23 protein-coding genes are annotated in these 23,861 nt (G+C 66.2%); 5 read left to right on the forward strand and 18 right to left on the reverse strand.

Annotated elements, in window-relative coordinates; translation table 11 throughout:
* Nucleotides 1-285: 285 nt before the first annotated feature.
* Nucleotides 286-1,476, forward strand: coding sequence for an MFS transporter (locus MnOB_RS02250; RefSeq protein ID WP_077521561.1), 1,191 nt, complete (start codon nucleotides 286-288; stop codon nucleotides 1,474-1,476).
* 137 nt (nucleotides 1,477-1,613) lie between these two features.
* A complete protein-coding gene (locus MnOB_RS02255) occupies nucleotides 1,614-1,988 on the forward strand; it encodes a nuclear transport factor 2 family protein (RefSeq protein WP_077521563.1) in 375 nt (124 codons plus the stop codon).
* Nucleotides 1,989-2,154: 166 nt separating this feature from the next.
* Here the strand turns inward: MnOB_RS02255 and MnOB_RS02260 are convergent, their stop codons facing one another.
* On the reverse strand, nucleotides 2,155-3,075 hold the full coding sequence (locus MnOB_RS02260) for a sigma 54-interacting transcriptional regulator (RefSeq protein WP_077521565.1): 921 nt from the start codon (nucleotides 3,073-3,075) through the stop codon (nucleotides 2,155-2,157).
* Between the two features lie 70 nt (nucleotides 3,076-3,145).
* Nucleotides 3,146-3,727, reverse strand: a complete 582-nt coding sequence (locus tag MnOB_RS02265; RefSeq protein WP_077521567.1) for an RBBP9/YdeN family alpha/beta hydrolase — start codon at nucleotides 3,725-3,727, stop codon at nucleotides 3,146-3,148.
* A gap of 227 nt (nucleotides 3,728-3,954) precedes the next feature.
* Here MnOB_RS02265 and MnOB_RS02270 point away from each other — a divergent pair, with 227 nt between their 5' ends.
* The 3 genes from MnOB_RS02270 to MnOB_RS02280 all read left to right on the forward strand — a co-directional run bounded on the left by MnOB_RS02270 (nucleotide 3,955) and on the right by MnOB_RS02280 (nucleotide 6,020).
* Complete coding sequence (locus MnOB_RS02270) at nucleotides 3,955-4,872, forward strand: LysR family transcriptional regulator (protein WP_077521569.1); 918 nt, start codon at nucleotides 3,955-3,957, stop codon at nucleotides 4,870-4,872.
* Nucleotides 4,873-5,353: 481 nt separating this feature from the next.
* Nucleotides 5,354-5,671, forward strand: a complete 318-nt coding sequence (locus tag MnOB_RS02275; protein ID WP_077521571.1) for a hypothetical protein — start codon at nucleotides 5,354-5,356, stop codon at nucleotides 5,669-5,671.
* A 1-nt stretch (nucleotide 5,672) separates the two neighbouring features.
* The gene (locus tag MnOB_RS02280; RefSeq protein ID WP_077521573.1) at nucleotides 5,673-6,020 is read left to right on the forward strand and encodes a hypothetical protein; all 348 of its coding nucleotides are present in this window, start codon (nucleotides 5,673-5,675) and stop codon (nucleotides 6,018-6,020) included.
* Between the two features lie 153 nt (nucleotides 6,021-6,173).
* Here the strand turns inward: MnOB_RS02280 and madM are convergent, their stop codons facing one another.
* The 16 genes from madM to MnOB_RS02360 form a co-directional block, all read right to left on the reverse strand.
* Entirely contained in the window at nucleotides 6,174-6,938 is a 765-nt protein-coding gene (gene madM / locus MnOB_RS02285; protein ID WP_077521575.1) for a malonate transporter subunit MadM, read from the reverse strand.
* Nucleotide 6,939: 1 nt separating this feature from the next.
* Nucleotides 6,940-7,356: a malonate transporter subunit MadL gene (gene madL / locus MnOB_RS02290; RefSeq protein WP_077521577.1), complete on the reverse strand. Its 417-nt coding sequence runs from the start codon at nucleotides 7,354-7,356 to the stop codon at nucleotides 6,940-6,942.
* A gap of 60 nt (nucleotides 7,357-7,416) precedes the next feature.
* Nucleotides 7,417-8,337, reverse strand: a complete 921-nt coding sequence (gene mdcH, locus MnOB_RS02295; RefSeq protein ID WP_077521637.1) for a malonate decarboxylase subunit epsilon — start codon at nucleotides 8,335-8,337, stop codon at nucleotides 7,417-7,419.
* On the reverse strand, nucleotides 8,334-8,951 hold the full coding sequence (locus tag MnOB_RS02300) for a malonate decarboxylase holo-ACP synthase (protein ID WP_077521579.1): 618 nt from the start codon (nucleotides 8,949-8,951) through the stop codon (nucleotides 8,334-8,336). The genes mdcH and MnOB_RS02300 overlap by 4 nt, the downstream gene beginning before the upstream one ends.
* 257 nt (nucleotides 8,952-9,208) lie before the next feature.
* The gene (gene mdcE / locus MnOB_RS02305; RefSeq protein WP_077521581.1) at nucleotides 9,209-9,991 is read right to left on the reverse strand and encodes a biotin-independent malonate decarboxylase subunit gamma; all 783 of its coding nucleotides are present in this window, start codon (nucleotides 9,989-9,991) and stop codon (nucleotides 9,209-9,211) included.
* Entirely contained in the window at nucleotides 9,988-10,842 is an 855-nt protein-coding gene (locus MnOB_RS02310) for a biotin-independent malonate decarboxylase subunit beta (protein WP_077521583.1), read from the reverse strand. Before MnOB_RS02310 ends, mdcE begins: the two co-directional genes overlap by 4 nt.
* The gene (locus tag MnOB_RS02315) at nucleotides 10,835-11,134 is read right to left on the reverse strand and encodes a malonate decarboxylase subunit delta (protein ID WP_077521585.1); all 300 of its coding nucleotides are present in this window, start codon (nucleotides 11,132-11,134) and stop codon (nucleotides 10,835-10,837) included. Before MnOB_RS02315 ends, MnOB_RS02310 begins: the two co-directional genes overlap by 8 nt.
* A gap of 2 nt (nucleotides 11,135-11,136) precedes the next feature.
* On the reverse strand, nucleotides 11,137-11,988 hold the full coding sequence (locus MnOB_RS02320; RefSeq protein WP_077521587.1) for a triphosphoribosyl-dephospho-CoA synthase: 852 nt from the start codon (nucleotides 11,986-11,988) through the stop codon (nucleotides 11,137-11,139).
* Nucleotides 11,988-13,649 carry a malonate decarboxylase subunit alpha gene (gene mdcA / locus MnOB_RS02325; protein WP_077521589.1) on the reverse strand — a complete coding sequence of 554 codons (1,662 nt, stop codon included), beginning with the start codon at nucleotides 13,647-13,649 and terminating at the stop codon, nucleotides 11,988-11,990. The genes MnOB_RS02320 and mdcA overlap by 1 nt, the downstream gene beginning before the upstream one ends.
* A gap of 591 nt (nucleotides 13,650-14,240) precedes the next feature.
* Nucleotides 14,241-15,371 (reverse strand): type VI secretion system ImpA family N-terminal domain-containing protein, encoded by a 1,131-nt coding sequence (locus tag MnOB_RS02330; protein WP_077521591.1) that lies wholly within the window; start codon nucleotides 15,369-15,371, stop codon nucleotides 14,241-14,243.
* 25 nt (nucleotides 15,372-15,396) lie between these two features.
* On the reverse strand, nucleotides 15,397-15,828 hold the full coding sequence (tssE, locus tag MnOB_RS02335) for a type VI secretion system baseplate subunit TssE (RefSeq protein ID WP_077521593.1): 432 nt from the start codon (nucleotides 15,826-15,828) through the stop codon (nucleotides 15,397-15,399).
* Nucleotides 15,825-16,367 carry a type VI secretion system lipoprotein TssJ gene (tssJ, locus tag MnOB_RS02340; RefSeq protein WP_077521595.1) on the reverse strand — a complete coding sequence of 181 codons (543 nt, stop codon included), beginning with the start codon at nucleotides 16,365-16,367 and terminating at the stop codon, nucleotides 15,825-15,827. The genes tssE and tssJ overlap by 4 nt, the downstream gene beginning before the upstream one ends.
* Nucleotides 16,348-17,442 carry a type VI secretion system baseplate subunit TssG gene (gene tssG, locus MnOB_RS02345; protein WP_077521596.1) on the reverse strand — a complete coding sequence of 365 codons (1,095 nt, stop codon included), beginning with the start codon at nucleotides 17,440-17,442 and terminating at the stop codon, nucleotides 16,348-16,350. The genes tssJ and tssG overlap by 20 nt, the downstream gene beginning before the upstream one ends.
* Nucleotides 17,406-19,175, reverse strand: a complete 1,770-nt coding sequence (tssF, locus tag MnOB_RS02350; RefSeq protein ID WP_077521598.1) for a type VI secretion system baseplate subunit TssF — start codon at nucleotides 19,173-19,175, stop codon at nucleotides 17,406-17,408. Before tssF ends, tssG begins: the two co-directional genes overlap by 37 nt.
* Nucleotides 19,176-19,200: 25 nt before the next feature.
* Nucleotides 19,201-20,784, reverse strand: a complete 1,584-nt coding sequence (tssA, locus tag MnOB_RS02355; RefSeq protein WP_077521600.1) for a type VI secretion system protein TssA — start codon at nucleotides 20,782-20,784, stop codon at nucleotides 19,201-19,203.
* Complete coding sequence (locus tag MnOB_RS02360; protein ID WP_077521602.1) at nucleotides 20,781-23,834, reverse strand: ImcF-related family protein; 3,054 nt, start codon at nucleotides 23,832-23,834, stop codon at nucleotides 20,781-20,783. Before MnOB_RS02360 ends, tssA begins: the two co-directional genes overlap by 4 nt.
* Nucleotides 23,835-23,861 lie beyond the last annotated feature (27 nt).

Consider the following 23,861-nt stretch of genomic DNA (forward strand, 5'->3'; position numbering starts at 1 on the left):
GCTTTTTCCATCCACCAACTCAGCCAGGCCTGACCACGAATGGTGGACCGGTGGAACGTGGTCCACCCTACGCTCCAGCCAACTTCCTTGTAGGGGCGAATTCATTCGCCAAGCAGGCCGAAGGTCTGCCATTCGTGTGTTCAATGGGGCAGCTTCGCTGCCCTTGGCGAATGAATTCGCCCCTACAGGTGGAGCCGCCCCACCTGCTCCAGCGGTAAGCCCCCTGCAAGGAAATGCGCGTAGAATCCGCGCCCCTCGCAAAACAGCCCCGCCACCGGAACCCGCATGAACCCGAGCACCCTCCTCTCCCTGCCGCTGCTGGCCCTCGCCCTGGGCGGCTTTGTTGTCGGCAGCAGCGAATTCATCATCATGGGCCTGCTGCCCGAGGTCGCCAAAGACCTCCAGGTCAGCTTGTCCGACGCCGGCCTGCTGGTCAGCGCCTATGCCATGGGCGTGGTGATCGGTGCGCCATTGCTGGGTCCGCTGCTCGGTCGCCTGCCGCGTCGTCAGGCACTGCTCTGGCTGATGGGCGCCTATGCCCTGGGCAACCTCGGCTGCGCCCTGGCGCCGAACTACGAATGGCTGATGGCCATGCGCATGTTCACCGCCTTCAGCCATGCCGGCTTCTTCGGCTGCGCCACGCTGCTGGCCGCCGAACTGGCCCCTCCGCACCGCCGCGCTTCGGCCATGGCTCTCGTGCTCAGCGGCCTGACCATCGCCAACGTGCTCGGCGTACCGGCCGGCGCCTGGTTGGGGCAGGCCACCAGTTGGCGGGTGACCTTCATGGTGGTGGCCGCCCTGGGCTTCCTCACCCTGCTGGCACAAGCACTCTGGCTGCCCGCCACGCCGAAGCCACAAGCCAATGCCGCCGGTGCCTGGGATGGCATCCTGCGGCGTCCGGTGCTGCACGCGCTGTTCGTCTGCAGCTTGTCGTCGGTGGCGCTGTTCGGTGTGTTCACCTACATCAGCCCGTTGCTGCGCGACGTATCCGGATTCAAACCGGAACACGCCAACTTCGCCCTGCTGCTGTTCGGCATCGGTCTCACCGTGGGTAACCTGCTGGGTGGCCGCTTGGCCGACAAGGGTTTCCGCTATGCGCTGCCGCTGGCCTTCACCGTGAGCACTCTGTGCCTGCTGGGCCTCTACGCCTTCGCACAGATTCCGGTCCTGGCCCTGGGCTGTCTGTTCCTCTGGGGCGTGGCCAGCTTCGCCATTTCCTCGCCGCTGCAATTGCTGCTGGTGGAGCAGGCCGGCGAATCGGCGAGCCTCGCCGCCACCCTCAGCCATGCGGCCTTCAACCTGGGCAATGCCAGCGGCGCCTTCCTGGGCGGCCTCTGGCTGAGCACCAACATGGGACTGTCCAACCTGCCGCTGATGGGCGTGGGTGTACTGGCGCTGACCCTCCTCGTCTGCCTGCCACTGCCGCGTCTGCGCTCGGTAAAGGATCACCTGAAAGCCACCGGGCAGCTCCGCTGACAGACGCTTCTCAGGATGAGAGGAACCCCGTGCTTCCGGGCCCGACTAGCCCTTATGCCGAACGGATCGCTCGCCCCGCAGCGGGGCGGCTAACCTTTCGAATTGCCTGACTTGGCGGCAGCAGAGGAGCGCGTGAAATGACCACCCAGGAAACCGATCGGGACAGCATTCACCAGGTCCTGCGTGAGTACGTCGAGGGCATGGTCTTCGCGGACCTGGACCGCCTGCGCAGCGCCTTTCACCCGGAAAGCCGCATCATCGGCCACTACCATGGCGACCTCGAATGGCTCTCGGTGGATGATTTCGCAGGCGCCCTGGGCGATGCCGGACCGGTGCTGGCGGAAGGTGAAACGCCCTTCTGGGAAGTCCAGTCGCTGGACATCACCGGCGACAGCGCCTCGGCCAAGGTGGTTGATGACTACGCCGACATGCGCTTCACCGACTACCTGTCACTGCTGAAGATCGGCGGCCGCTGGTTCATCATCAACAAGCTCTACTACCTGCACGAATAGCGACCGCCGAACCCCCTAACGGTGGACCGGTGAAGCGGGGTCCACCCTACGCAGGGCTCGACCCATGAGTAGGGTGGATGTCGCTTTTTACATCCACCGACGGTGCCCTCTGAAACGCCGAATGGTGGACCGATGAAGCGTGGTTCACCCTACGTCCGCATTACGCCTAACCTGCCAACACTTCGGTCAGCAGTTGCCGCAGGTGATCGCGCTCGGCATCGTTTGCCGCCAGCCGGCGCAACTGCACCGCGAGCTGCGCATAGCCCGGCAACGGCGGCAGGTTGAGGTGCTCGGGCAGGATCTCGTCGCCCGCGCTGACCAGCAGGGCGAAGTGCACGCTGTTCTCCAGTTCGCGGGTATTGCCCGGCCAGGGGTAGGCCTCGAGCGCCGCCTGGGCGGATGCGCTGATCAGCGGCAACGGCAAGTCCAGTCGCTGGGCGTAGATACCGAGGAAGTACTCCGCCAACGGCAGAATGTCGTCCGGGCGTTCGCGCAGCGGCGGCAGTTCCACTCGACCTTCATCGAGATACTGATACAGCCGCGCGTTGAACTTGCCGGCATTCACCGCCTTGGCCAGGTCGATGCTGGTGGCCGCTACCAGGCGCGCGTCCACCGGGGTCGGCTGATGGGCGCCGACGCGGATCACCTCGCGGCTCTCCAGGGCGGACAGCAACTTGGCCTGCAAGGGCAGCGGCAGGTCGCCGATCTCATCGAGGTAGAGCGTCCCGCCGTTGGCCGAGCCGAACCAGCCGGCGCGGCTGCTGGCCGAGCCGCTGTAGGCGCCTGGGGCGTGGCCGAACAGTTCGGCCTCGGCGTAAGCCTTGCTGATCGCGCTGCAACTCACCGCCACGAACAGGCCGGGGCGGTCGCTGGAACGATGAATCTGCCGCGCCAGCAACTCCTTGCCGGTACCGGTTTCGCCCTGGATCAGCACCGGCAGCGCACTGGGCGCCAGCTGGTCGACCTCCTCGCGCAACTGGCGCGAGCGCGCATCGACGAATACCAGGGCACGGGCCCGGATACTCAGGGGGCTGCGGTCGGCGTCGGCGAAGGTCAGCAGTGGCTGGCCGGGGGTTTCCTTGCTCATGACGAAATCTCCCGCCGGGCCCTGGCTGCAAAGCAGCGGACCCTGGCGTATTGCTTGGGTACGGAATGGATCAGGCGCGCTTGCGGGCGGACTCTTCGACGCGGCTCTGCAGGCGATACAGATGGGCGAAGCCCTGCTCCCAGGTGCTGTGACCGGACTTCACGTTGATATGCCCGGCACCGGTGAGGATCGCCGCTTCGGCGCCCCAGGTGCGGGCCATTTCCAACGCCCGCTGGGGACTGGCGGCGTGGTCGTTGTCCGACCCCACCAACAGCGTCGGGAACGGCAGCAGATCCTTCGGAATGGGCGCGAAGCCCTTGAGCGGCTCCGGGCAACCGGGGCGCTGCACGTCCGCCGGGGCGACCAGCAGCGCGCCACGCACGCGGCGCAGCACATCCGGGTCGGACTGCGCGGCCCAGTGAGCCACCGTCACGCAGCCCAGGCTGTGGGCAATCAGGATCACCGGAGTACGTTCGGCATCGATGGCGCGCTCCAGCGCCTCCACCCAGGACGCGCGGTCCGGGTTGCTCCAGTCGGCCTGCTCGACCCGGCTGGCATTGGGCAGGCTGCGTTGCCAATGGCTTTGCCAATGCTCGTCGGGGGAGCCCTGCCATCCCGGCAGGATCAGGTAGCGAATGGCCTGGCTGCGCATGGCGAGCCCTCCTTGCTGAATTTCGATGTTGGGCAGTCTAGGTGCTCTTCATATATCTGTTAAGGAATAAGAATTTATTTGCTTATGCATTATTAGCTTATTCACTAAAGGTCGCCTCCGCGGCGAGAAGGCTGCCCTGTAGGATGGGTGGAGCGGAGCGATACCCATCGGCGGGGTTGATGGGTATCGCAAGCTCCACCCATCCTACGGAAGGCAACCGGCCGCCCATGCAGATCGACGAAGAACTGACCCTGAAGAAGCTGGAGACCTTCCTCGCCTTCATGCGCAGCGGGAACCTGTCCCGCGCAGCGGCCGAATTGAACACCAGCAACGTCAGCGTGCACCGCGCCATCCATTCCCTGGAAAGCGCCCTGCGCTGCCCGTTGTTCAAGCATGAAGGCCGCAACCTGACGCCGCTGGAAAGTGCCTTTGTGCTGGAAGAGAAAGCGCAGAAGCTGATCCAGGACGCCGTCGACATGGTGCGCCTGACGCGCGAGGCGGCCGGTTTTTCCGCCGAGCGCTTCAAGCTGGGCGCGCTCTATTCACTGACGGTGAAGACGGTGCCGCAACTGGTGATGGGCCTGAAACTGCGGCGCAGCGAGCTGAACATCGACCTGACCCTGGGCTCCAACGTCGACCTGCTCTACCGCCTGAAGAACATCGAGCTGGACGCCATCCTCGTCTCCCTGGATGAGAGCGTGAGCGATCCGGATTGCGAGCAGCTGCCACTGTTCTCCGACGATATCTTCCTCGCCGTTCCCACCGATTCGCCCTTCGCCGACCAGGAAGAAGTGGACCTGGCGGACCTCGCCGGCTCCACCTTCATCACCCTCACCCAGGGCTTCGCCACCCACCGCGATGGCGCGCGGGTGTTCCAGCAGGCCGGCTTCGAACCCAAGGTCGCCATGCAGGTGAACGACATCTTCACCCTGCTCAGCATGGTCAGCTCAGGCGTCGGCTACGCGCTGCTGCCGGGGCGCATCGCGGCGGTCTACGAGAACCGCGTGAAGCTGATCCGCCTGCGCGAACGCTATCGCGTGCAACAGCACATAGGCGTCGTATTCCTGAAGGCCCGCGAGCGTGATCCGAACCTGCTGGCGCTGGTCGCCGAGTGCCGGATGTACAGCCTGCGCAACGAAGGCTGAGCGGGATGCTGCGGGCTACAGGCGCGCCCATCTCGTTACCCTAGCCCTAGCTCCCGAGTGGCAATCGTGGGAATTTTCCGCGAGTTCTTTTCGGTTGATCCCGCAGAATCCCTCGAACTTTCCCTGGCAATTAGTCTGAACGTTCTTTCAACTTACCCTTGCGCCGAATAGTTAAACTTAACTTCGCACCGCCAATTTGGATAAACACATGAAACCAATACGCCAAACAGTTATCTTGGCGCTTTTCCTTTTAATAAGTGGATGCAAAATAAGCTCGACAGGGTCCAATAAAGCTGAATATGCCGACCTATTGATAGGCCCCTATTCAATAATGCTACCTACCGACGCACTACGGGGTGTATCGATAATAGGTTCCGAAAACCGTGGCCTAGCACTGGCCATTGATCGGAAGAACAGGGATTCGCAGCGGACAATCTCCATATCTGTCTTTCACCAATCCCAACTCGGTTACGAGATAGATATGCGCAAGTTCCCACGACTCGTACTAAGGCTTGAGGAACCGACGCCCGATCTCGGATTGAGCAATACGGCCATCGACGATATCCACAATGTCTGGGAAAACTTTGTAAGAGGGCGCCGCACGAAAATCATAAAAATAACCGGAGGCCATGCATACCTAGCAATAGACGGCAAAAGGCGACGAACAATTGCCTATCTGACAGCTGACGACTATCCCCACGAACTCAACTTCATTTCGGCTTACGGCATCAGTGAAAAACAACTTCAAGAGCTGATACTGGACAACCTATATCTGAACAAGTTACCTCCGGAAAAATGAAATGTATCTCGAGACCGCCGAGCAGGATGCTCTTTATCTAATCATGAAGTCGCTATGGGGGCGATATGCCGATATTTTTTCAAGCCGCACACACATGTTCAATGAGATGACTGTAGATGTGGTGCAACAAGCAATCGAAAGCAATAGGGCATGCAATAGTGAGATGCTGAGTCTTTTGTCGGGTCTGGCTGCTGGCGCCGCCATCGGGGCTCATCGCAAATGGCTGAGGGAAGCACTCGGGGACGTGGCCGGAAAACTCTCAAACGGCACCATGAGGCTAAACGGCCAGGCCTGCATGGTGACGACCTTCGCGGTGTACAGGAGCGAAATAGAATTGACGTTCTATTAGTACTGCCCTCTCGCCGACCGGGAACGCCGAGGCTCCTGCGGTACATAGCCTTATTGTCCTTCGAAGTACAGGGTGGTTATCGGAGCCGGTTGATCTCCCACGCAATAAAACGCCCCGGCACATGGCCGGGGCGAGAAGTACGGCGGGCGGGGTTCAGCCCACCAGGCCGCGCACGCAGAAGTAGAGGATCGACGGCCCCATCAGGCAACCCAGACCCGTGTGGAACGTCGCCGTCAGCGCACCGTAGGGCACCAGGCGCCGGTCCGTCGCAGCGAGCCCCGCGGTCACCCCGGAAACGGTGCCGGCGAGACCGCCGAAGACCATCGCCGAGCGCGGGTTGTCGAGGCCGAGCAAACGCGCCGAAACCGGGGTGAAGACCATCACCAGGATCGCCTTGATCAGGCCAGTAGCAATGGACAGCGCCATCACCTCCGAGCTCGCACCGATCGCTGCACCGGTCACCGGACCGACGATGTAGGTCACCGCACCGGCGCCGATGGTGGTCATGCTCACCGCATCGCGGTAGCCGAACATCCACGCCACCGATGCTCCGACGATGAAAGGCAGCACCGTGCCCAGCAGCAACGACACGGCACCGATCATTCCGGCCTTGCGCGCTTCGGTGGCCTGCACTTCGAAGGCCGTGGCGACGATGGCGAAGTCACGCAGCATGGCGCCGCCCATCAGGCCGATGCCGGAGAACAGGGCGAGATCGGCCAGCCCTTTCTGCCCGCCGGTGATGGTGCCGCCGACCCAGGCCAGCACCAGACCAATGACGATGGCGATGGCCGAGCCGTGGACACGGCCAAACGTGAGGTACTTTGACAGCAGGACCGACACCCACATGATCCCGCCGACCACGGCGAAGGCTGTGATCAGGCCGTTGTGTTCCAGGGCTTTCTCGATGATGTCCCACATGTCAGCGACCTCCTGCCGGGGCGGCATTCACGCCGGGGTCAAGGGACTCCTTTGCGAGCGGTTCACCCTTGTTGGTCCGGCTGATCAGGGCGATGGTTGCGCCGCAGAGCAACACCGAGCCTACCGCCGCGATCAGCGCCACCGGGCCGCCGTGCAGCGCGGTGACAACGTTCTGCTGCGCGGCCATGGCCACCACCACCGGGATGTACATCGCACCCCAGAAGCCCACCCCGAACTCGCACTCCTTGCTCATGCCACCGTGGCGATGCATGTAGAGACGCGCGCAGATCAGCAGGATCATGGCGATGCCGACGCCGCCGACATTGGATTTGACGCCCATCAGGACGCCGAGGAAGTCGCCGATGACGACACCGGCAAGTGTGCAGACGGCCAGCAAGGCCACACCGTAGACGATCATTGTTGCTGCCCTCGTATTGGGGTCGAAGTTGATTGTTCTTGTCCTTCGAAGCGCACGGCGTTATCGGGTCCGGCTTACCTCCTCACGCAGCAGGGCGTCCAGCGTATCCAGACGGGCGCCCTGGAAGGCGATCACCGTACCTTGGTCGAACACCCGTCGCGCCAGGCCGCTGAGCACGGCACCGGGCGGTAGTTCGATGTGCAAGCGCACCCCGCGTTCATAGGCGGTGCGCAGCGTGCCGTGCCAGTCGATGACGCGGCACATGTTGAACGCGAGGTCGTCGCGCAGGCGCTCAGGGTCGAACACCGGCCGCGCTGTCGTGCCGCTGAGGTAGCGAATGGCCGGGCGGCGCAATTCCACACCAGCAAAGGCGGCAGCCAACTCGCGTGCGGGTTCATTCATCAGTTCGCAGTGAGACGGCACGCTCATCGCGAGCCGCTTCGCCACACCGGCGCCGAGCCCCCGGGCACGTTCGGCGACCGCAGCCATGGCCGTCTCGCTCCCGGCAATCACCAGCTGGTTCTCGGCGTTGATGTTGGCGAGATAGACCGGACCTTCGGCCGCGGCCAGCAGCCGCTCCACGGTCGCCTGGTCGAGACCGAGGATGGCGGTCATGCCGAAGCCCTGTGGATAAGCTCGCTGCATTAACTCGCCACGCAGCGCCACCAGGCGCAGGGCATCGGAAAAGTCCAGTGAACCGGCGATCACCGCAGCGGCGTAGGCGCCGATGGAGAGACCTGCCACGTAGTCTGGTTCCGGACTGCGTTCAAGCAGCAAGCGCGCACAGGAAACACCCGCCACCAGCAGGCAGAGTTGCACCGCACGTGTGGATTGCAGGGCTTCTTCCGAATCCAGCACCAGCACGTCTTCCCCCAGCACATCGCTGGCCTCGTTCAGGCTGGCGGCAGCGTCTGGCGGCAACTGATGGAGCATGCCCACCTGCTGCGCGCCCTGGCCGGGGAAGGCGAACAGGCTGCTCACGCCGCGCACGCCAGGGGCAGCCAGGGGTTATCCACAAGACGGGCCCCTTCGGCGCATTTCAGCAGCACCCGACGCGCCTCGCCGGCCCACTCGCGCAGGGCCACCGCGCCATTCGGCGTTTCCAGTTGCAGGTCGATGCGGCAGGGGGCGTCGGCCAACGTCGCCAGCAGCAGGCGCGCTTGCTGGCGATCGAACTGATTCGGAGTCCGCAGGATCAGGTCGAGGTCGCTGGCCTCATGCAGCACCGCCATGCCGGTGGCGAGCTGGAAGCCGACGCTGCCGGTGGGGCCCCAAGGCAAGCCGGTGGCAGCCAGTATCGGCGCGACGGTTTCCAGCGCACGTAGTGCAGGGAAATCGGCGACCGCCCGAGGCCGCAGTTGTTCGGGGCTGAGCAAGCGCTGGATGGAATAGATCGGCATGAGGGCCGCCAGGCGCTGGTCGCGGCTGGTGCCCCGGATGCCAACCGCGACAAGGCCGGGTTGGCAGAGCGCACGACGCACCACCACGGGGTGACCAGCGGCCAGGGCCTGCTGCGCCCAGGCAGGGGCGGGAGCGGGCAACTGGTCGATGGTCATGCCCCAGAGCAGGTCGTGGGGGTTTGGATTGGCGCTCATGATTGGCTCCTGTGCATGGGGTTTCACCCTCTCCCCCAACCCCTCTCCCTGAAGGGAGAGGGGAGCTGGATCGGTGGCCGCGCTTTACTCCGCGCCAGCCGGCTAACTTCCCGCTCAAAGGCGCGAGTCACCCCTCGCCCGCCTGCGGGGTGAAACGGCACGTTTTCGGAAGCATCGCTTCCGGTGCCGATGAACGCCTGAGCGCGAAGCGATCAGGCCGGGGCGCAAAGCGGGGGCCGGGGGAGAGGGCAGGCGAACTACCACTGCGCGCGCAACATCTCCCTGACACGCGACGACGCCGCACGATTCTCCGCACCGAGTCGACCGGCCAGGTCCGTACTCGAACCAATGTCCTCCACCGCCCGCAGCAGGCACGCGCGCACCCGGCCGATATCGGCCTGGTCCGGCTCCTGCGCATCACCCACCGCAACCCGCTCCCACAGCAATCCAAGGGATGCGTAGTTCTCCAGGTCGTAGGCCATCGGCGGCACCTTGGCGGCCAGCACTTCCAGCTCTTCCACGCTACGCAGGGTGATGCGCGCGGCGGCGGCCTTGCCCATGGCGTGAACCATCACGCCGCTGTCGTCCAGGGCGATCAGGCGTTGTGCCTGGTAGCCATGGGCGAGGAAGGCACCGGACATGGCCTTACCCACCAGCAGGCCGATCACCGGGTGGCCGGCAAGGCGGGCGCGGGCGTAGGCGTCCACCGCGCCAGCGAGGGCCTGGTGAATGCCCAGGGCTTCTTCGCGACGGCCGTAGGCCTGGCTCGGGACATCCACCAGCGCTACCAGCACGCGCTTGGCGCAGTTGCGATCGGCTTCGATGGCTTCGTCCACGGCCTTGGCCAGGCCCCAGCCTTCCAACAAGCCGACCTCGCCGTTACGAGCGCGGGGAAAGGAGTTCTGCGAATCCGGCACCACGGCAATGAAGCGCGCAGCACGGTTGCCCAGTTCGCCGTCGACCACCTTCACCGAAGCTGGAAATCCTTGCAGGGTTTCGCCGCCGGCAAGGCCTTGCAGCCAGTTCAGTCCACGGCTCATGTCCGCTCTCCTTGGTACAGCGCACGCACGGCGGCGGCGTCCAGTTGTTCGCAGTCATCCCCGAGTTGCGCCAGGCGTTCGAGGAACCAGGCATGCCGGCGGCTGCGCGGAAGGCGCTGTTCCGGCTGGGCCAGCAGGCCTTGCAGGGTGTCGCGGATGGCCTCGATATCGTCGGCCACGTAGGCGTCCACCAGGCCACTGGCCATGCGTTGCTCGCCACCGGTGAGGCTCCAGATGAAGGGCCGGTCGCGGGAGTCGTATTCTTCGATGCCGGCTTCCTGCTCGATCACCTGCGGGCCGTTGAGGCCCAGGCGTGCTTCGCGGGTGACGATCAGGTGGCTGCACAGCCCGGCTGCGATGGACATGCCGCCGAAGCAGCCGACCGGGCCGGCGACCAGGCCGATCACCGGCTGGTATTGGCGCAGCTCGACGATGGCCGCCTGGATTTCAGCGATGGCGGCGAGGCCAAGGTTGGCTTCCTGCAGGCGCACGCCGCCGGTTTCCAGCAGCAACACGGCGCAGGTGGGAATGCCCCGGCGGTTGTCCTCGGCGGCCAGTTCCAGCGCGCCGGCGATCTTCGCACCACCGACCTCGCCCATGCTGCCGCCCTGGAAGGCGCCTTCGATGGCGGCGATCACCGCCGGCTGGCCCTTGATGCTGCCCTTGGCGACCACGACGCCGTCGTCGGACTGGGGCACGATGCCCTGCTGCGGCAACCAGGGGGAAATGACCCGGTCGAAGGGGCCGATGAGTTCACGGAAGGTGCCGGCATCCAGCAGCTCGCGGGCACGCTGGCGGGCACCGAGTTCGACGAAGCTCCGGGCTTTGAGCAGGCGTGCGGTATCAGTCATGTGCAATCTCCTCGAAGCCTTGCTCCAGGCGCAGGCGCACCACGCCGGGGGTGGCACCGAAGTCGTGGATGTCGATGTTCAGGGCCGGCAGCGACTGGCCGTCGAACAGGCGCTGGAACAGTTGCTGCCAACGCGGGCCGCTGCCATTCACCGAGGTCACGACCTGGATCGACAGGGTGCCGGCGCTACCGGGTTCCAGCAGCACTTCGAGGTCGCCGGAGCCGACGCAACCGACCAGGGCGCGGCCACGGGCCGGCTGCCCGGCGGGGAATTGGAAGGACAGGGTTTCCATGGTCACAGGCTCCCGGCTTTATCGAGGAACAGGCAGGCGGCCAACAGGTCGGCGGCACCGCCCGGCGAGGCGTTGAGTTGCAGCAGGAGGGCGTCCAGCGCGCGCAGTTGGCGGCGACCGGCGAGGCTGGCACTGCCACCGGCATCGAGCACCGCACGGGCACCCTGCTGCATGGCATCGAGGCCTTCGAGGCCGGCGCGCCAGAGCACGCAGGTGTCGGCCAGGGTGGCCATGATCGCCAGCAGCGCATCGAGGCGGGCGTTCTGTTCACCGGCACCCGCTGCCCGGCTACGCGCCAGCTGCGGCAGGCCCTGTTCGATCACGGCGGGGAAGCCGAGCTGGGCTTCTTCCCGCGCGCCACGGGCACCGTAGCGACGGGCGACCTGGGCGCCGTGGCTGTCGCTGTGGGGCGCCGCGCGGTCGTCGATCAGGGCGATGCGCGCGGCGCGCAGGGCAATGGCATGGGCATCGCGGCTCTCGGGTTTCAAGGCCATCGCTGCCACCAGCAGGCCGAGGGCCCAGATGGCGCCACGATGGGTATTCACCCCACCCGTGGTGACGAGCATCGCCGCCTCACCCTCACGGCCGATACGGCCGAGGGCTTCGCGCAGCGGTTGGCCGACTTCGCCATGCGCAAGCGCCGCTTCGGCCATCTGCTTGAAGCAAGGCCAGAGGGACAGCGCCGAGGCGTGCATCAGGCCCAGGTGCAAATCGCGGTGGGCGCCGCTGCCACGGCGGTCCACCAGTGCCGGCTTGGGCGACAGGTCGGCTTCGTCGATCAGGGCGTCCACCGCCAGGTCCGCCAGCCAGTCGGCCTGCGGCAGGTCGGCATTGCGTGCAATCAGTGCGCTCATCACCAACTCCTGAACTTGGCCGGGGGGTTGTAAAGGCCGCCGGACCACTCCACCAGTTCGGCGATGCTTTTCGCCGCCAGCAGTTCCCGCGTGGCTTGTGTACGGCGGATGCCGATATCTTCCGGCAATGCGATCAGCCCTTCGCGACGCATGCGCAGGGTCTCTTTCGGGTCGTGGCGCAGGCCGATGGCGGTAACGCCGGCGACCGCGGCGATCATCGCGCGGCGCTCTTCGAGGCTGCGCGCCTTGTAGAGGTAGGCGATGCCTTCCTCGGTGAGCAGGTGGGTGACGTCGTCGCCGTAGATCATCACCGGCGCCAGCGGCATGCCGGCCTTCTTCGCCACGTCGACGGCATCGAGGGTCTCGACGAAGGTGGGTTTGCCACCTTCCTGGTAGGTCTCGACCATCTGCACCACCAGCTTCTTGCCACGTTCGAGCATGGTCACCGGCTCGGTCATATCGAGCCACGCGGGCGTTGCGTGGCGACGACCGCGCGGGTCGTGACCCATGTTCGGCGCACCGCCGAAACCTGCCAGGCGGCCACGGGTAACGGTGGAGGAATGGCCGTCGCCATCCACTTGCAGGGTGGCGCCGATGAACAGGTCCACCGCGTATTGCCCGGCGAGCTGGCACATCATCCGGTTGGAGCGCAGTGAGCCGTCGCGACCGGTGAAGAACACGTCCGGACGCTGGGCGATGTAGTCCTCCATGCCCAGTTCGGTACCGAAGCAGTGCACGCTTTCCACCCAACCCGTCTCGATGGCGGGGATCAGCGTGGGGTGCGGATTCAGCGTCCAGTTCCGGCAGATCTTGCCCTTGAGGCCAAGGGATTCGCCGTAGGTGGGCAGGATCAGTTCGATGGCCGCAGTGTTGAAACCGATGCCGTGGTTGAGCGACTGGACCTTGTGTTTCTCGTAGATGCCACGGATCGCCATCATTGCCATCAACACGTGCACCGGTTTGATGTGGCGCGGGTCGCGGGTGAACAGCGGCTCGATGTAGAAGGGCTTGTCGGCGACCACCACGAAATCGACCCAGGACGCGGGGATGTCCACGCGTGGCAGGTCGCGCACATCGTCCACCAGCTCGTTGACCTGGACGATGACGATGCCGTCGCTGAACGCGGTGGGCTCCACCAGCGCCGGCGTGTCTTCGGTGCTCGGGCCGGTGTAGATGTTGCCGTCGCGGTCGGCCATGAAGCCGGCCACCAGGGCGACATTGGGGATCAGGTCCACCAGCAGGCGCGAATAGAGCTCGATGTAGGTGTGGATGGCGCCCACTTCCAGCAGGCCGTCTTCCAGCAACTGGCCGATGCGCAGGCTTTGCGGGCCGGCGAAGGAGAAGTCGAGCTTGCGGGCGATGCCGCGTTCATAGAGATCGAGGTGCTCGGCGCGGCTGACGCTCGGCATGATCATGTGCAGGTCGTGCAGGCGACCGGGATCGGCCTTGGCCAGGGAGCGGGAAAGGAAATCCGCCTGCTTCTGGTTGTTGCCTTCGAGCACCACACGGTCGCCGGGGGCGATCAGGGCTTCAAGGGCTTCGACGATCCGTTCGCTGGGCAGCACGACGCCATCGGCGAGGTTGCGTACCTGGTCGAGACGGCGCTGCTTTTCGGCGCGCCGACGCGACCACTGCGGCGGGGGAGAGGGTCTTGTTGTCATGGTGGCTCCACGAGTTCCGCTGTCGTGGAACGCACATTAGGAGCGCGACCGGTGGGTCATCAATCAAGCCCGGAGGATGATCGTTACGGTCAGATTAACGATCCCGCCGCCGGGCGCAGAGCCGCGTTTTTTGTAGGAGCGAATTCATTCGCGAAATCGGGGCCACCGGCTCGCTTTGCGGTCTTCGCGAATAAATTCGCTCCCACACCAGCAGGGACCCTATCCGTCGGGTGGATCACGCTTCACCGATCCACCGTCGAGGTCCGGCATCGCTCCGCTGGTGGATATGAAGAGCGATATCCACCCTACGAAAAGCAGACGCCTTGCGCGGTCGGTCCGTAGGTTGGTCTGAGTCCACGAAGCCCAACGCATCGATGTCGAGGGGAAACGTTGGGCCTCGCTTCGCCCGGCGCCAACCTACAAAAGCCAGAGGTCCAGCTCGATGCCGCGCGAGCGCACTTCGCCAGTGGCGCTGGCGACGGTTTCACCATTGATGGCCTGGGTCGTCACCAGCACGCTGGATTCGTCGATGTCGAGCAGCGCGCTGGACAGGCCGCGCGGAGAAATCAGGCGCCGCGTCGAGGGCCGTGATCACTGCCCGGCAAGACAGGCCCCCGCCTCCCGCACCAGGCTGATGTCGACGCGCCGATTGGCTTCGCGCCCCGCTTCAGTGGCGTTGTCCGCGATGGGATGGCCTGGGCCGTGGCCGCGGATGACGAAGCAATCGTCGGGTACGTCGCCCATGCTTTTCATCCAATCGCGAACGGCTTCGGCCCGGGCCCGCGAGAGCTCGACGTTTCGGACGGGGTCGCCGGTAGCGTCGGTGTGCCCGGTGATCACGATCAGCCAGCCGGGCTGCGCCTTGATGTTGGCCAGGGCGTTGATCAGCAGCTTGGTGGAATCCGGCTTCAGGTGGGCTCTGCCGGAGTCAAATAGCTGGAGGCTGTCCAGCCGCACCGACTCCGTCGCCGCCCGCGCTTCCTCCTGGGCGAGCCACCAGTGGTTCCAGGCCAGCACGCCCAGGGGCAGCAGCGCGACGATACCCAGCAGCAGCACGAGCACGACTCGGCGCCAACGCCGGGGCGGGCTGCCATCCACGTACACCACGGGAGCGACCATGCCGCCCTCGGGCATCGAGACGAACACCCTGAACGGCCCATCATGCGCGGCACGACCACTCCCACTGGAACTCCGGGCCAGCGGCACAGCCTCGCCTTCGACGCGGCCGGCCACCGCCGCGATCTGCTGGCCAAGGGCTCGCATGGCGGTCATCGCGGGTAGCCGATGCAGGCCGAGCACTTCCTGCAGGCGGGCCAGGTCGGCCTCCAGGCTGCGGATGGTCGGCGCGTCCTTCTCGCCCACCTCAACACCGCGCAGCAACGGCTGAAACTGGGTGAACAGCCAGGCGAGGATGTCCATGCGCTCCGGCGCCTTGCGCGGCCAGAGGCGGTCCCAGGCCGCCGCCAGCAGCCGGCTTAGCAGGGCCATGCCCTCGGCCATGCCCGGCAACCCGTAGCGCTGGGCCAAAGCCAGCGCAAGGAAGGCGGCGACCTGCAGATCGCTGCCGTTGTCCCGCAGCAGCTCCCGGCTCCATTGCTCGACCTTGCGCCAGTCGACATCCGGGCAGGCGGGGTGGTGCAGCTTCGCCAGTTCGTCGTAGAGAGCGGTGAAGTCTCCTCGCTCGCAGGCCTCGGTTCCGCTGCGTCCAACGATTCCGTTCATGGGGGTCAGTCTCCCGGGTCAGCCGTTACAGATAATCCTGCCGCCTGAGGTGGCGGAGCAGTACCTTGCCCGCCGGCGCCAGGGTGGTGCCGAAGGTCGCCTGCTCGCCGTTCTTCAGGCGGACATCGAGGGCGTATTCCAGCTGCCCCGGCTGCGACTGCGGCAGCAGGCGGACGTGCAACTCCGCCAGGCGCGGCTCGTAGGTGAGCAGGGTGTGGGTGATGCTGCCGATCAGGCCGTGGGCGGCGGCGGGCAGCCCCTGCAGCACCTGGCCCAGGTCCGGCAGGCCGTAGTCCGGCAGATGGCTGAGCGATCCGGCGCGGCTGTCGAGGATGCGCTGGAGGTTGTCCAGCACCGAGAGGACGAGCTGGTCCTCATCCCGCACCTTGTGCAACTCCAGCTCGCCGGTGAAGTTCTGCAGCAGGGTTTCGTAGAGCGACGGCGCGTGCTCGGTCATCGATCATTCCTCGCCAGCGGGCGCAGGCTCAGGTGGTTGTCGGCCAGCTCGATCACCCGCGGCCTGTCCGGGTCCAGCTCGTCGCGGCGCAGCAGCAGGCGCCAGTTGTTCTTCGCGGTGTCCGGCTGACGGAACAGCGCGGCCACCGCGACCACCTGCGCGGCCTCGTCCAGGGGAACGCTGACCTGCGCGCCCTCGCCGGGGCCGATCACCAGGGTCCGCTCGTCCAGCAGGTCGGCGCCCAGCAGGTCCTGACTGTCTCCCAGCAGGCTGTCATAGGAGGCCCGTTCAAAGGCCTTACCGTCGCGCAGTGCATAGATGCGCACCAACGTGGTCACCGACAGCCCGGACATGTCGCGGTTGTCGGTGTTGATCGCGGCGCGGCCGCTGATGTCCAGGTGCAGGGTCTTCACCTGCTTGTAGAAGATCGACCGGGCGAAGGTCGCGGAGCGGTCCCCCACGCTCTGGTACAGGCCACAGCCGCCGACCAGCAAGATCAGGCCGGCCAGCAGCAGGGGTTTAAAAACGGTATGCGACATGCTGTGTCTCTCTTTCTTCGGGGTTGCCCAGCAGGCCCTGGTAGCGGCCCAGGCTGATGGTGACGGTGCCCGGCGCTTCCGCCTGCCGGCTGCTGCCCAGGCCCAGTAGCCCGGTCATGCCGAGCCTCAGCGTCGCCTGTCCGAGCACGGGTCGAGGCAGGCAGCGGATCGGCAAGGACAGTTCCAGGCGCGCCGTGCAGCGCCAGCCGAGGTAGACCCGCAGCAGCGCCAGCAGGTCGCCGTGCAGGGAGGCGCCCGGCAGCCAGCCCTGGGCTTCCTCTGGATCCTCGGTGAACAGGGCCAAGTGCAGCTGGCTATTGGCATCGAGGCCGACGCTGCCCAGTGGGGTGCCCTGGGACAGGCCTACCGGGCGGGTCGCCGAGAGGCTGGCCGGGAATGCCAGTACCACCCGCTGCGGCCAGTGCGGCGTGACGGTTGCCCGGGTGCCGGGCGCCAGCAATGTCACCAGCGCCGTCACGCCCTCGGCATTGCGGGTGGGAAGGCGCATCACGCCAAGCAACGCGAGGAAACGGGAAACCGGCGTTTCGACATGATCGGCGGTTCCGGGAATCCCGAGGCCGATCAGCCCCAGCAGACACTGGGAGGTCGCGTCGTGCCCGCCGGGCAGGAAGGTCGCCGGGTAGGAGTACTTGCGCCAGATGCGGTAGAGCTGGGTGAACACACGGTGGTTGAAGATGTCGAGGAAGGCCTCCAGGGCCTCGTGCCCGTCACGGCGCTGGGCGATGTCGTCCAGGTAGGCGGTGGGCAGCGGCGAGTCCACGCCATACAGCCCCAGCAGGCGCGTGCGTACCGTGGCCGGACCCGACGGGCGCTCCGGGTCGTTCTCGATGGCCTTCAGCTCGCCTGCGGGGAAGCCCATGCCGGGGTCGGGGCGGAAGCGCACCGGGTCGTCCGTCGGGCGCGCGGTGCTGCCCAGGGGCGGATGACCCGGCAGGGCCTGTTCCAGCAATTGGCAGAAGCGGTAGAGATTGGCTTCGGCGATCCGCCCTTCCAAGGCGGGCAGCAATCCTCTGGTGTTCAGCCGGGAATACGCTGACTGTGGTTCTCGTTCCATCGCAGGCTCTTGCCAGTGGGTTGAAGGATCAGCGTGAGCTGATTGAACAGGTGGATATCGGCGTAAAGGGCGAAGAAGCGGCTGAGCATTTCGCCGAACAGACTGATGTCGCCTTCACCGCTGAAACCGTTGGCGTCCAGCGTGACCTCGATATCCACACCCCGCAGCAGGAAGCCCTTCTCGAAGCGCTGAATCAGGTGATGACGAACCTCGACGATGGCCTCCAGGCGACGCCGGTTCAGTTCGCTGCCGGTCCAGTCGTAAAGCGCCAGGGTGCCGCGCAGCACCTCGGCATTGCCCAGCATGGGCAGGAAGTTCGAGCCCAGGTGACTGAGCACCCGCCAGTGGAAGCGGTCGCGGTTGGGCGGGTAGCAGGGCAAGGTCGGCGCGCACAGGTTGCGCACTCGCAGGCCGGTCTGCGTGGATTGCACCACGCTGTCGAGCAGCGTGCTCTGTAACGCCTTGCGCGGTAGCTGACCGTTGGTGCCGGTCAGACGCAGCGACAGGCTTTCGCCGGCCACCAGGCGATCGGTGTCGAATCGCTCGCCACCGAGGATCAGCCAGGTGTCGTGCAAGCCGTTCGCACCGCGCTTGAGGCGGGTGTGGAAGTAGCGCTCCGGCGCGTGGTCCCGCAGCATTCCACCTTTGTGCCGGAAACTGGTGAACGGCACGTAGTCCTCTCGCTCGGCGTTCTTCGAGGCGGTGACCTGGTCCACCGAGTAGATTTCCGTGTGCCCGTCCTGCAAGCGCATGGGGCGCAGCAGGTAGTCGCTCTGCAGCGGGTCCAGGCGCAGCGGGTCAGCCTCCAGCGCGAACAGGTTGATCACCGGTACGGCGTGGAGGCGGACATGCTCGGCGCGTGGTTCGAAATCATGGGGCCAACCTTCGGTCAGCAGCACGTCCAGCTCGAACCAGGGCGTGCCCTCCGGCACGCTCAGTTGCTCGAGGCCGTGCAAAGTGACGAACATGAACTTCTCACGGAAGCTGAAGTACTCCAGCAACAGTTGGTAGCCACTGAACGCGCTCTCCCCCTTGGGCCACAGGCGATCCTCCTCACCAAACCCCTTGGCTGCGAAATGCCCCTGCAGCGGCACGCGCTCCAAAGCGCCGGGCAGGCGCACGTACAAGGCATGCACCTGACGAGTCAGGGCCAGGTGCAAGGCGCTGGCCAGCGGTGCCTCGGCGTTCAGGTAAAGGGATAGCCGGCTCAAGTCCACCTGCGGCCACTCGGCCAACGCGCCGCAGGCAAAGCGCAGGCGCAGGGCCGCCCGCCCATCAGGCTCGTAGGTCAGGCGCAGCGCATCGACTGCCAGAGGTTGCAAGGTAGCGTCCTGGGTGGTGGTATAGCGGCAGCGAGTGCGCTGCGGCCCCACCGGCTGCGACAGCACTTCGAAGCCCCGCTCGATCCGCTCGCTGCGCTTCATCTGCTGCAAGTCGGGCGCCAGTTCCAGGATCGACAGCGATGGGATGGTCCGCAGGTAGTGCGGCCATAGCAGACTGACCAACCCCTCGGTCAGCTCTGGAAGATCATCGTCGAGCTTTTCGCGCAGGCGCCCCATGAGAAAGGCAAAGCCTTCGAACAAGCGCTCGACGTAAGGGTCACGGGCCCCCGGACGATTCAGGTTGAGCTGCGCGGCCCGATCAGGAAAGGCCTCGGCGAACTCCTGGCCGGCCTCGCGCAGGTAGCGCATTTCCGCGTCGAAATAACGCAGCGTCAGATTATCCATGTCCACACAGGCGTCCTGTCTTGAATAGGGTTCAGCCACAGAGCACTGCGGCCCGTACCGGGTCGATGCTGACCAGGGCGGCCAGCAGGGCCTCCTGGCGTCGTCCAAGCGCGAGCTTGTCCACATCGTTGCGCTGGCTCTTCAGGCGCAGCAGTTTGAGCAGACGGGCCTGCACCTCGAAGATCAGGTCGGGCTCCCACTCCGCCAGGGCCTGGCGCTGCGCCGTGGCCTTCAACTCCGCCAGCAAGTGAATGGCCAGGTCGGCTTTGCCGCACTGCTCGGCGACCCGCGCGATCAGCAGGCGTAGCAACCAACGCTGACGCCCGCTCTGCACGCCAGGCTGCGCAGCGAGCCAGGCGATTGCCGCATCCACGCCTTCGCGGTCGGCCTGGGCCAGCGCCTGGTCTTCCAGGGCAAGAATGTCGGCATCCACCGAGGCCGGGGCCGCCGGCGCGGGCAGCCATTGCGCCGAGTGGTTGCCGCTCACCTGCTGGGCGATCCAGTGGCGGGTGTTTTCGTCGGCGAACGCCGAGCCATCACGCCAGCGCAGGGATTCAAGCCCCGGCAAGCGGTCGAGAAGCATGCCGAGGTCGCGCTTGACGATGTCGGCCCAGCCGTCCCGTGGCGCCGGCTGCTTGCCCAGTGCTTGGCACAAGTACCACTGCAGGTCGAGCCAGAAATGGTTCACCCCTTCGGCATAGATACGCTCGACCTGATCCAGCAGCTCACTCCAACTCTGCTGCCGATGCAGGCGCTTGAGCTGCGCCCGGTAATCGCTGCGGGGCGGCTCCAGGCGAGTGTTGCCGCTGCTCTCGGCAGGGGGCAGTTGATGCACGCTGTCCCAGCGCAGGCTCTTCATCAGCCGGTGCGCCGCCAGCCAACCCTGCGGCTGCTCGCGCAGATAGCCGGCCAATGCGCGGCCGCTGTCCAGCAGGTCACGCCCGGACCTGATGGCAGAAACCGCCGGTGCAGCGCTCGGTTTGTGGGGCTCGTGGGCAGCGCTGTTCTGCGGTACCAGGGCGTCGACCCCACCGGACTGCGCCAATCGGCTCGACAGCGCACCGTACAGCGCACCCAACGCCGGGCGCTGGTCCTCCGGCCAGGCACCCAGGCCGTGGTCCAGCCAGGCCAGCGCCGCCACGGTGCGTTCTGCCTCGACCTTCACCACTTCCGGGTAGAGCGACAGACTGTCCAGCACCTTGCTGCTGGCCAGCCATTCCAGCGCCATGCGCCGGCTGTTGGGCCGAATCGGCAGGACATCAGCGGCAAAACGCTCCACGAGCGCGGCCACCAGGCTCAGCCCATCGGCCAGGCCCGCCTCGCCATCCGTCTGCAAGCGCGCCCACAGGTAATAGGTCGCCACCCGCAGGTCCTTGCAACGCTGGGTAAGCAGCTTCTCCGCCAACTGCGCCACCAACTCGGCGTCTGCGCCCGAGAGCCGATTGACCTCATCGCGCATGCGCTGGAAGTCATCGTCGTAACCGGGGTCCTCGCCGACCGCCGACTGCTCGCCGATGGGTTGCAGCCAGGCCTCCCAAGCGGGCGCCTGACGCTGCGCCAATGCCAGCGCGTCCTGCGGTCCAAGGCAACTGGTGATGAGTGCCGACAGGCTCATGGCAGGTCTCCTGACTGCGCCAGTGGTAACGAGACCGCTTTGGCGTCGAGAAAGATTTGCGCCGGCAACTGGAAGCCACGCAGTTTCAGCAGTGCCAGAGGGCCGCGGCCCAGGTCGCTGCGCAGGTGCCAGGTCAACCCGACGCCGTCGGGGGCATCGAGCGTCAGGCGGTAGTGGGTTTCGCCATCGTCCAACGCGGTGACCCGGGCCCGCTCCAGCAGCCGGATCAGCCCCCAGGTGCCGGGGTAATCACCGAACAGTCGCTCGCCGCTCCGGACGCTGGTCCAACTGAGGCGCGCGCCGGGGTGATCGTTCGCACTGGGCCATTCGAAGCGTTGCCAACGCTCCCGCTGATTGAAGTACTCCAGGCGACGGCCATCGAGGACGAGGGTTGTCTGCACCAGGTTGCGCACCGGTTTAGCCCGCAGGTCGAAGCCGATGCCCATGCCACCGTCGGTGTAGAGCACGTCGGCAAGGTCAGTGAGCCGGTTGACCGCATCGAGGAACTCGGGGTTGAAGCGCAACCCCTGGCTTTGGGTGCTCTCGGGCACCCAGCGGTTACCCTCCTTGCGCAGCACACCGCCCAGTTGCCGGGCGAGGAACTGGTCGATGCGCCCGCTATCGGCGCGGATCATTTGCCCAAGCATCGGCAGGGAGGCATCGCTGCCGCCGGCGGCGAAGGGGTAGCGGCCGGCGAAGGCGCGGTTCCATGGCGTCACGATGCCGCGCTGCCACTGGCCGTTGAGGCCGGCGGCGGAAGGCTGCAGGATGCGCCGCCAGGCCTGGTCCAGCGGCTGGACAAACAGGGCCTGGCCGAAGCCCCCCCATTCGCTGCCGAGGCTGGCGGCGATCAGGCTGCCATAGGACTGGGTGTCGGTAAGGTCGACACTGCGCCCCTGGAATACGGTCTGTGCCAAGGCCTGGATCATCGCCTGGGGATCGGCGGCGGTGCTCACCTGCTGCAACTTCAGGCGCACGCGGGTGACCCGGGTGAGGAAGGCCTGCAGGCTCAGGCGAGCCTCGCCGGCCAGGGGATCCCCGCCCTTGCCGAGCAGGGCCAGCAGCGGACCGAAGCTGTCGTCCAGCGGGCCCTCCGGAGCCAGGGCCTGCTGGTCGATGACCGAGGTCTGGTCCTGGCCGATGAGCTTCTGCGCGGACTGCACCAGCGAACCGCCCAGGGCCTGCCGGCGGACGCCGGCCTGGCCCTGGTAGGCCAGGGTGTTCATCAGGGCGATGAGCGGGGACTGGCGCACATCGGCCATCAGCGTGAGCTGGTCGATGGCGTCGGCGAGGCTGTCGGCGGGCTGCCAGCGCAGGCTGTTGAGCATGCCCAGCCAGGCGTTGCCGTAGTCCTGGAAGTAGCGCGCGGTGAGCCGTTCGCGCAGGGCCTCGGGGGTCAGGTCGGCGGCGACCTGGCTGTGGTCGTCGCTCAGTACCCAATCGATCTCTTCCCGGCGCGCGGAGGCCGCCTCGTCGATGGCCTGGCGCACCTGGCCTTCCCAGGCCTGGCGGGTGAAGACACCGGCCACCTCGGCGGCGGTGGAGAACAGCATCTGGGCGTCGGTATCGCCGACCAGCTGCTGCAGGCCCAACGACGGGTACTGGTTGGCCGCGGCCTCGAGTATCGCTTCGTAGAGACTGGCTTCGGCATTGCGCCGGCCGAGCTGGCCGAGCAGCACCTGGCGAGTCTGGGCGACCAGGGTGGGATCGGCGTCGATGCGCCAGTCGGGATGCGCGGCCAGGTGTTCGGCGTAGAAGCGCCAGAGGTTTGGGGCGATGCCCTGCCATGCGCCGCTGCCGATGCCGGCACGCTGCGGTTCGGCGGCCGCGAGGGCCTGGGCAAGGAAGGCGGCGTCGACCTTCTCCGGACGCGCCAGCATCAGGTAAGCCTTGAGCAACTGGTAAGCGTCCCGGGTCCGGGCGGTACGCTCGGCGCTGCCCGGCGGCAGGCTGAACAGGGTGCGCAGCTCGCGTTCCAGGCTGGCCGCCGCCGGGTCACGTATCAGGCGGTTGTTGGCCATCACGTAGCGTGGCCAAAGAGCGGCGAGCAGGCCTTCGTTCTGGTTCAGGCCGAACTGCTGATACCAGGGCGCGCCGTGTTTCGCTCGATAGTCGAGGCGGTCGAGTTCGTGGACCAATTCGTTAAGGGCGAGCAGTTGCTCGTCGCCTTCGTGGGGCTGGTCAAGCACCGCCAGGGTGTTCTGCAGTTCGGCGATCTGCACGCGGTTGCTGGTGAAGGCGAGCAGCATGCCCAGGCCCCAGAGTGCCGCCAGACCAAGCGCCACGGCGGCGACAGCGCGGGGCCCGTTCCAGCCGTAGGGACGGCCACCCAAGTACCTGTCATCCAGCACGCCGCGCCAGGCCGGGTGGGCCTGCCACTGGTGCAGTTCGCCCTCCCGGACAACGGGCAAGGGAAGGCTGAACCACAAGCCGCGCAGCAGGGGCTCGGCTCCCCACCGCTGCTGCGTCCAGACCTGCCTCCAGCGGGCAATGCCTTCGGCGCGAAGGTCGTGGGAAAGGCGCAGCAGGAAATCGTAGCGGTTGTCGTCCTGCATCCGCGCCAAGCCCTGTTCACACAACGGCTGCAGCAGGTGGTCCAGGCGGATTTCCAGCTGCGCCGGGTCGGCGCGAGGCGTCAGTGTGCAGCCCGCCGCGATGTCCGCGGCCGGTTGCGCCCACTCACTACGGCGTACCTCCCAGAGGTGCACCGGCGCCTGCCAACGAAGCCGCCGTGCCAGGTCTGCGAGCTGGCGGCGGTAGCGGCCCAGGTAGTCGGAATCGAGACTCTGCTCGGGGTTCAGCGCCCAGACAATGCCGTCCAGAGGGGCGCGTGGACACAGCCGGCGCCACTGTTCCAGCCACACAGTTCCGGCAGCGTCCTGGGCAGCACCGCCCCAGAGCAATAACGCACCGTCGCCCACCAGCCAGTGCCGCTCGGCCAAGCCGGGCGCAATGGCGGCCACCTCGTCCGGCTCGCCGATCACCAGCAGCAGTCGGACCTTGCGGCGCCAGAAGAAGGCGAGGTCCTGACGCAGGTGGGCACGCAGCATAGGCAAGCCTTCAGCGTCGGGCCGCGC

Source organism: Metapseudomonas resinovorans, from assembly GCF_002003485.1.
Taxonomy (GTDB): domain Bacteria; phylum Pseudomonadota; class Gammaproteobacteria; order Pseudomonadales; family Pseudomonadaceae; genus Metapseudomonas; species Metapseudomonas resinovorans_D.

Bases quoted from the DNA above. Each gene is read 5' to 3' on its own strand.
- MnOB_RS02320 (WP_077521587.1), bottom strand. From the start codon at position 11,988: ATGAGCGCACTGATTGCACGCAATGCCGACCTGCCGCAGGCCGACTGG.
- madL (WP_077521577.1), bottom strand. From the start codon at position 7,356: ATGATCGTCTACGGTGTGGCCTTGCTGGCCGTCTGCACACTTGCCGGT.
- MnOB_RS02310 (WP_077521583.1), bottom strand. From the start codon at position 10,842: ATGACTGATACCGCACGCCTGCTCAAAGCCCGGAGCTTCGTCGAACTC.
- MnOB_RS02360 (WP_077521602.1), bottom strand. From the start codon at position 23,834: ATGCTGCGTGCCCACCTGCGTCAGGACCTCGCCTTCTTCTGGCGCCGC.
- MnOB_RS02270 (WP_077521569.1), top strand. From the start codon at position 3,955: ATGCAGATCGACGAAGAACTGACCCTGAAGAAGCTGGAGACCTTCCTC.
- MnOB_RS02275 (WP_077521571.1), top strand. From the start codon at position 5,354: ATGCGCAAGTTCCCACGACTCGTACTAAGGCTTGAGGAACCGACGCCC.
- tssG (WP_077521596.1), bottom strand. From the start codon at position 17,442: ATGGAACGAGAACCACAGTCAGCGTATTCCCGGCTGAACACCAGAGGA.
- MnOB_RS02300 (WP_077521579.1), bottom strand. From the start codon at position 8,951: ATGAGCGCCAATCCAAACCCCCACGACCTGCTCTGGGGCATGACCATC.
- MnOB_RS02260 (WP_077521565.1), bottom strand. From the start codon at position 3,075: ATGAGCAAGGAAACCCCCGGCCAGCCACTGCTGACCTTCGCCGACGCC.
- MnOB_RS02255 (WP_077521563.1), top strand. From the start codon at position 1,614: ATGACCACCCAGGAAACCGATCGGGACAGCATTCACCAGGTCCTGCGT.
- MnOB_RS02265 (WP_077521567.1), bottom strand. From the start codon at position 3,727: ATGCGCAGCCAGGCCATTCGCTACCTGATCCTGCCGGGATGGCAGGGC.
- MnOB_RS02315 (WP_077521585.1), bottom strand. From the start codon at position 11,134: ATGGAAACCCTGTCCTTCCAATTCCCCGCCGGGCAGCCGGCCCGTGGC.
- mdcE (WP_077521581.1), bottom strand. From the start codon at position 9,991: ATGAGCCGTGGACTGAACTGGCTGCAAGGCCTTGCCGGCGGCGAAACC.
- tssJ (WP_077521595.1), bottom strand. From the start codon at position 16,367: ATGTCGCATACCGTTTTTAAACCCCTGCTGCTGGCCGGCCTGATCTTG.
- mdcA (WP_077521589.1), bottom strand. From the start codon at position 13,649: ATGACAACAAGACCCTCTCCCCCGCCGCAGTGGTCGCGTCGGCGCGCC.
- MnOB_RS02250 (WP_077521561.1), top strand. From the start codon at position 286: ATGAACCCGAGCACCCTCCTCTCCCTGCCGCTGCTGGCCCTCGCCCTG.
- MnOB_RS02280 (WP_077521573.1), top strand. From the start codon at position 5,673: ATGTATCTCGAGACCGCCGAGCAGGATGCTCTTTATCTAATCATGAAG.
- tssE (WP_077521593.1), bottom strand. From the start codon at position 15,828: ATGACCGAGCACGCGCCGTCGCTCTACGAAACCCTGCTGCAGAACTTC.
- MnOB_RS02330 (WP_077521591.1), bottom strand. From the start codon at position 15,371: ATGAACGGAATCGTTGGACGCAGCGGAACCGAGGCCTGCGAGCGAGGA.
- madM (WP_077521575.1), bottom strand. From the start codon at position 6,938: ATGTGGGACATCATCGAGAAAGCCCTGGAACACAACGGCCTGATCACA.
- tssA (WP_077521600.1), bottom strand. From the start codon at position 20,784: ATGAGCCTGTCGGCACTCATCACCAGTTGCCTTGGACCGCAGGACGCG.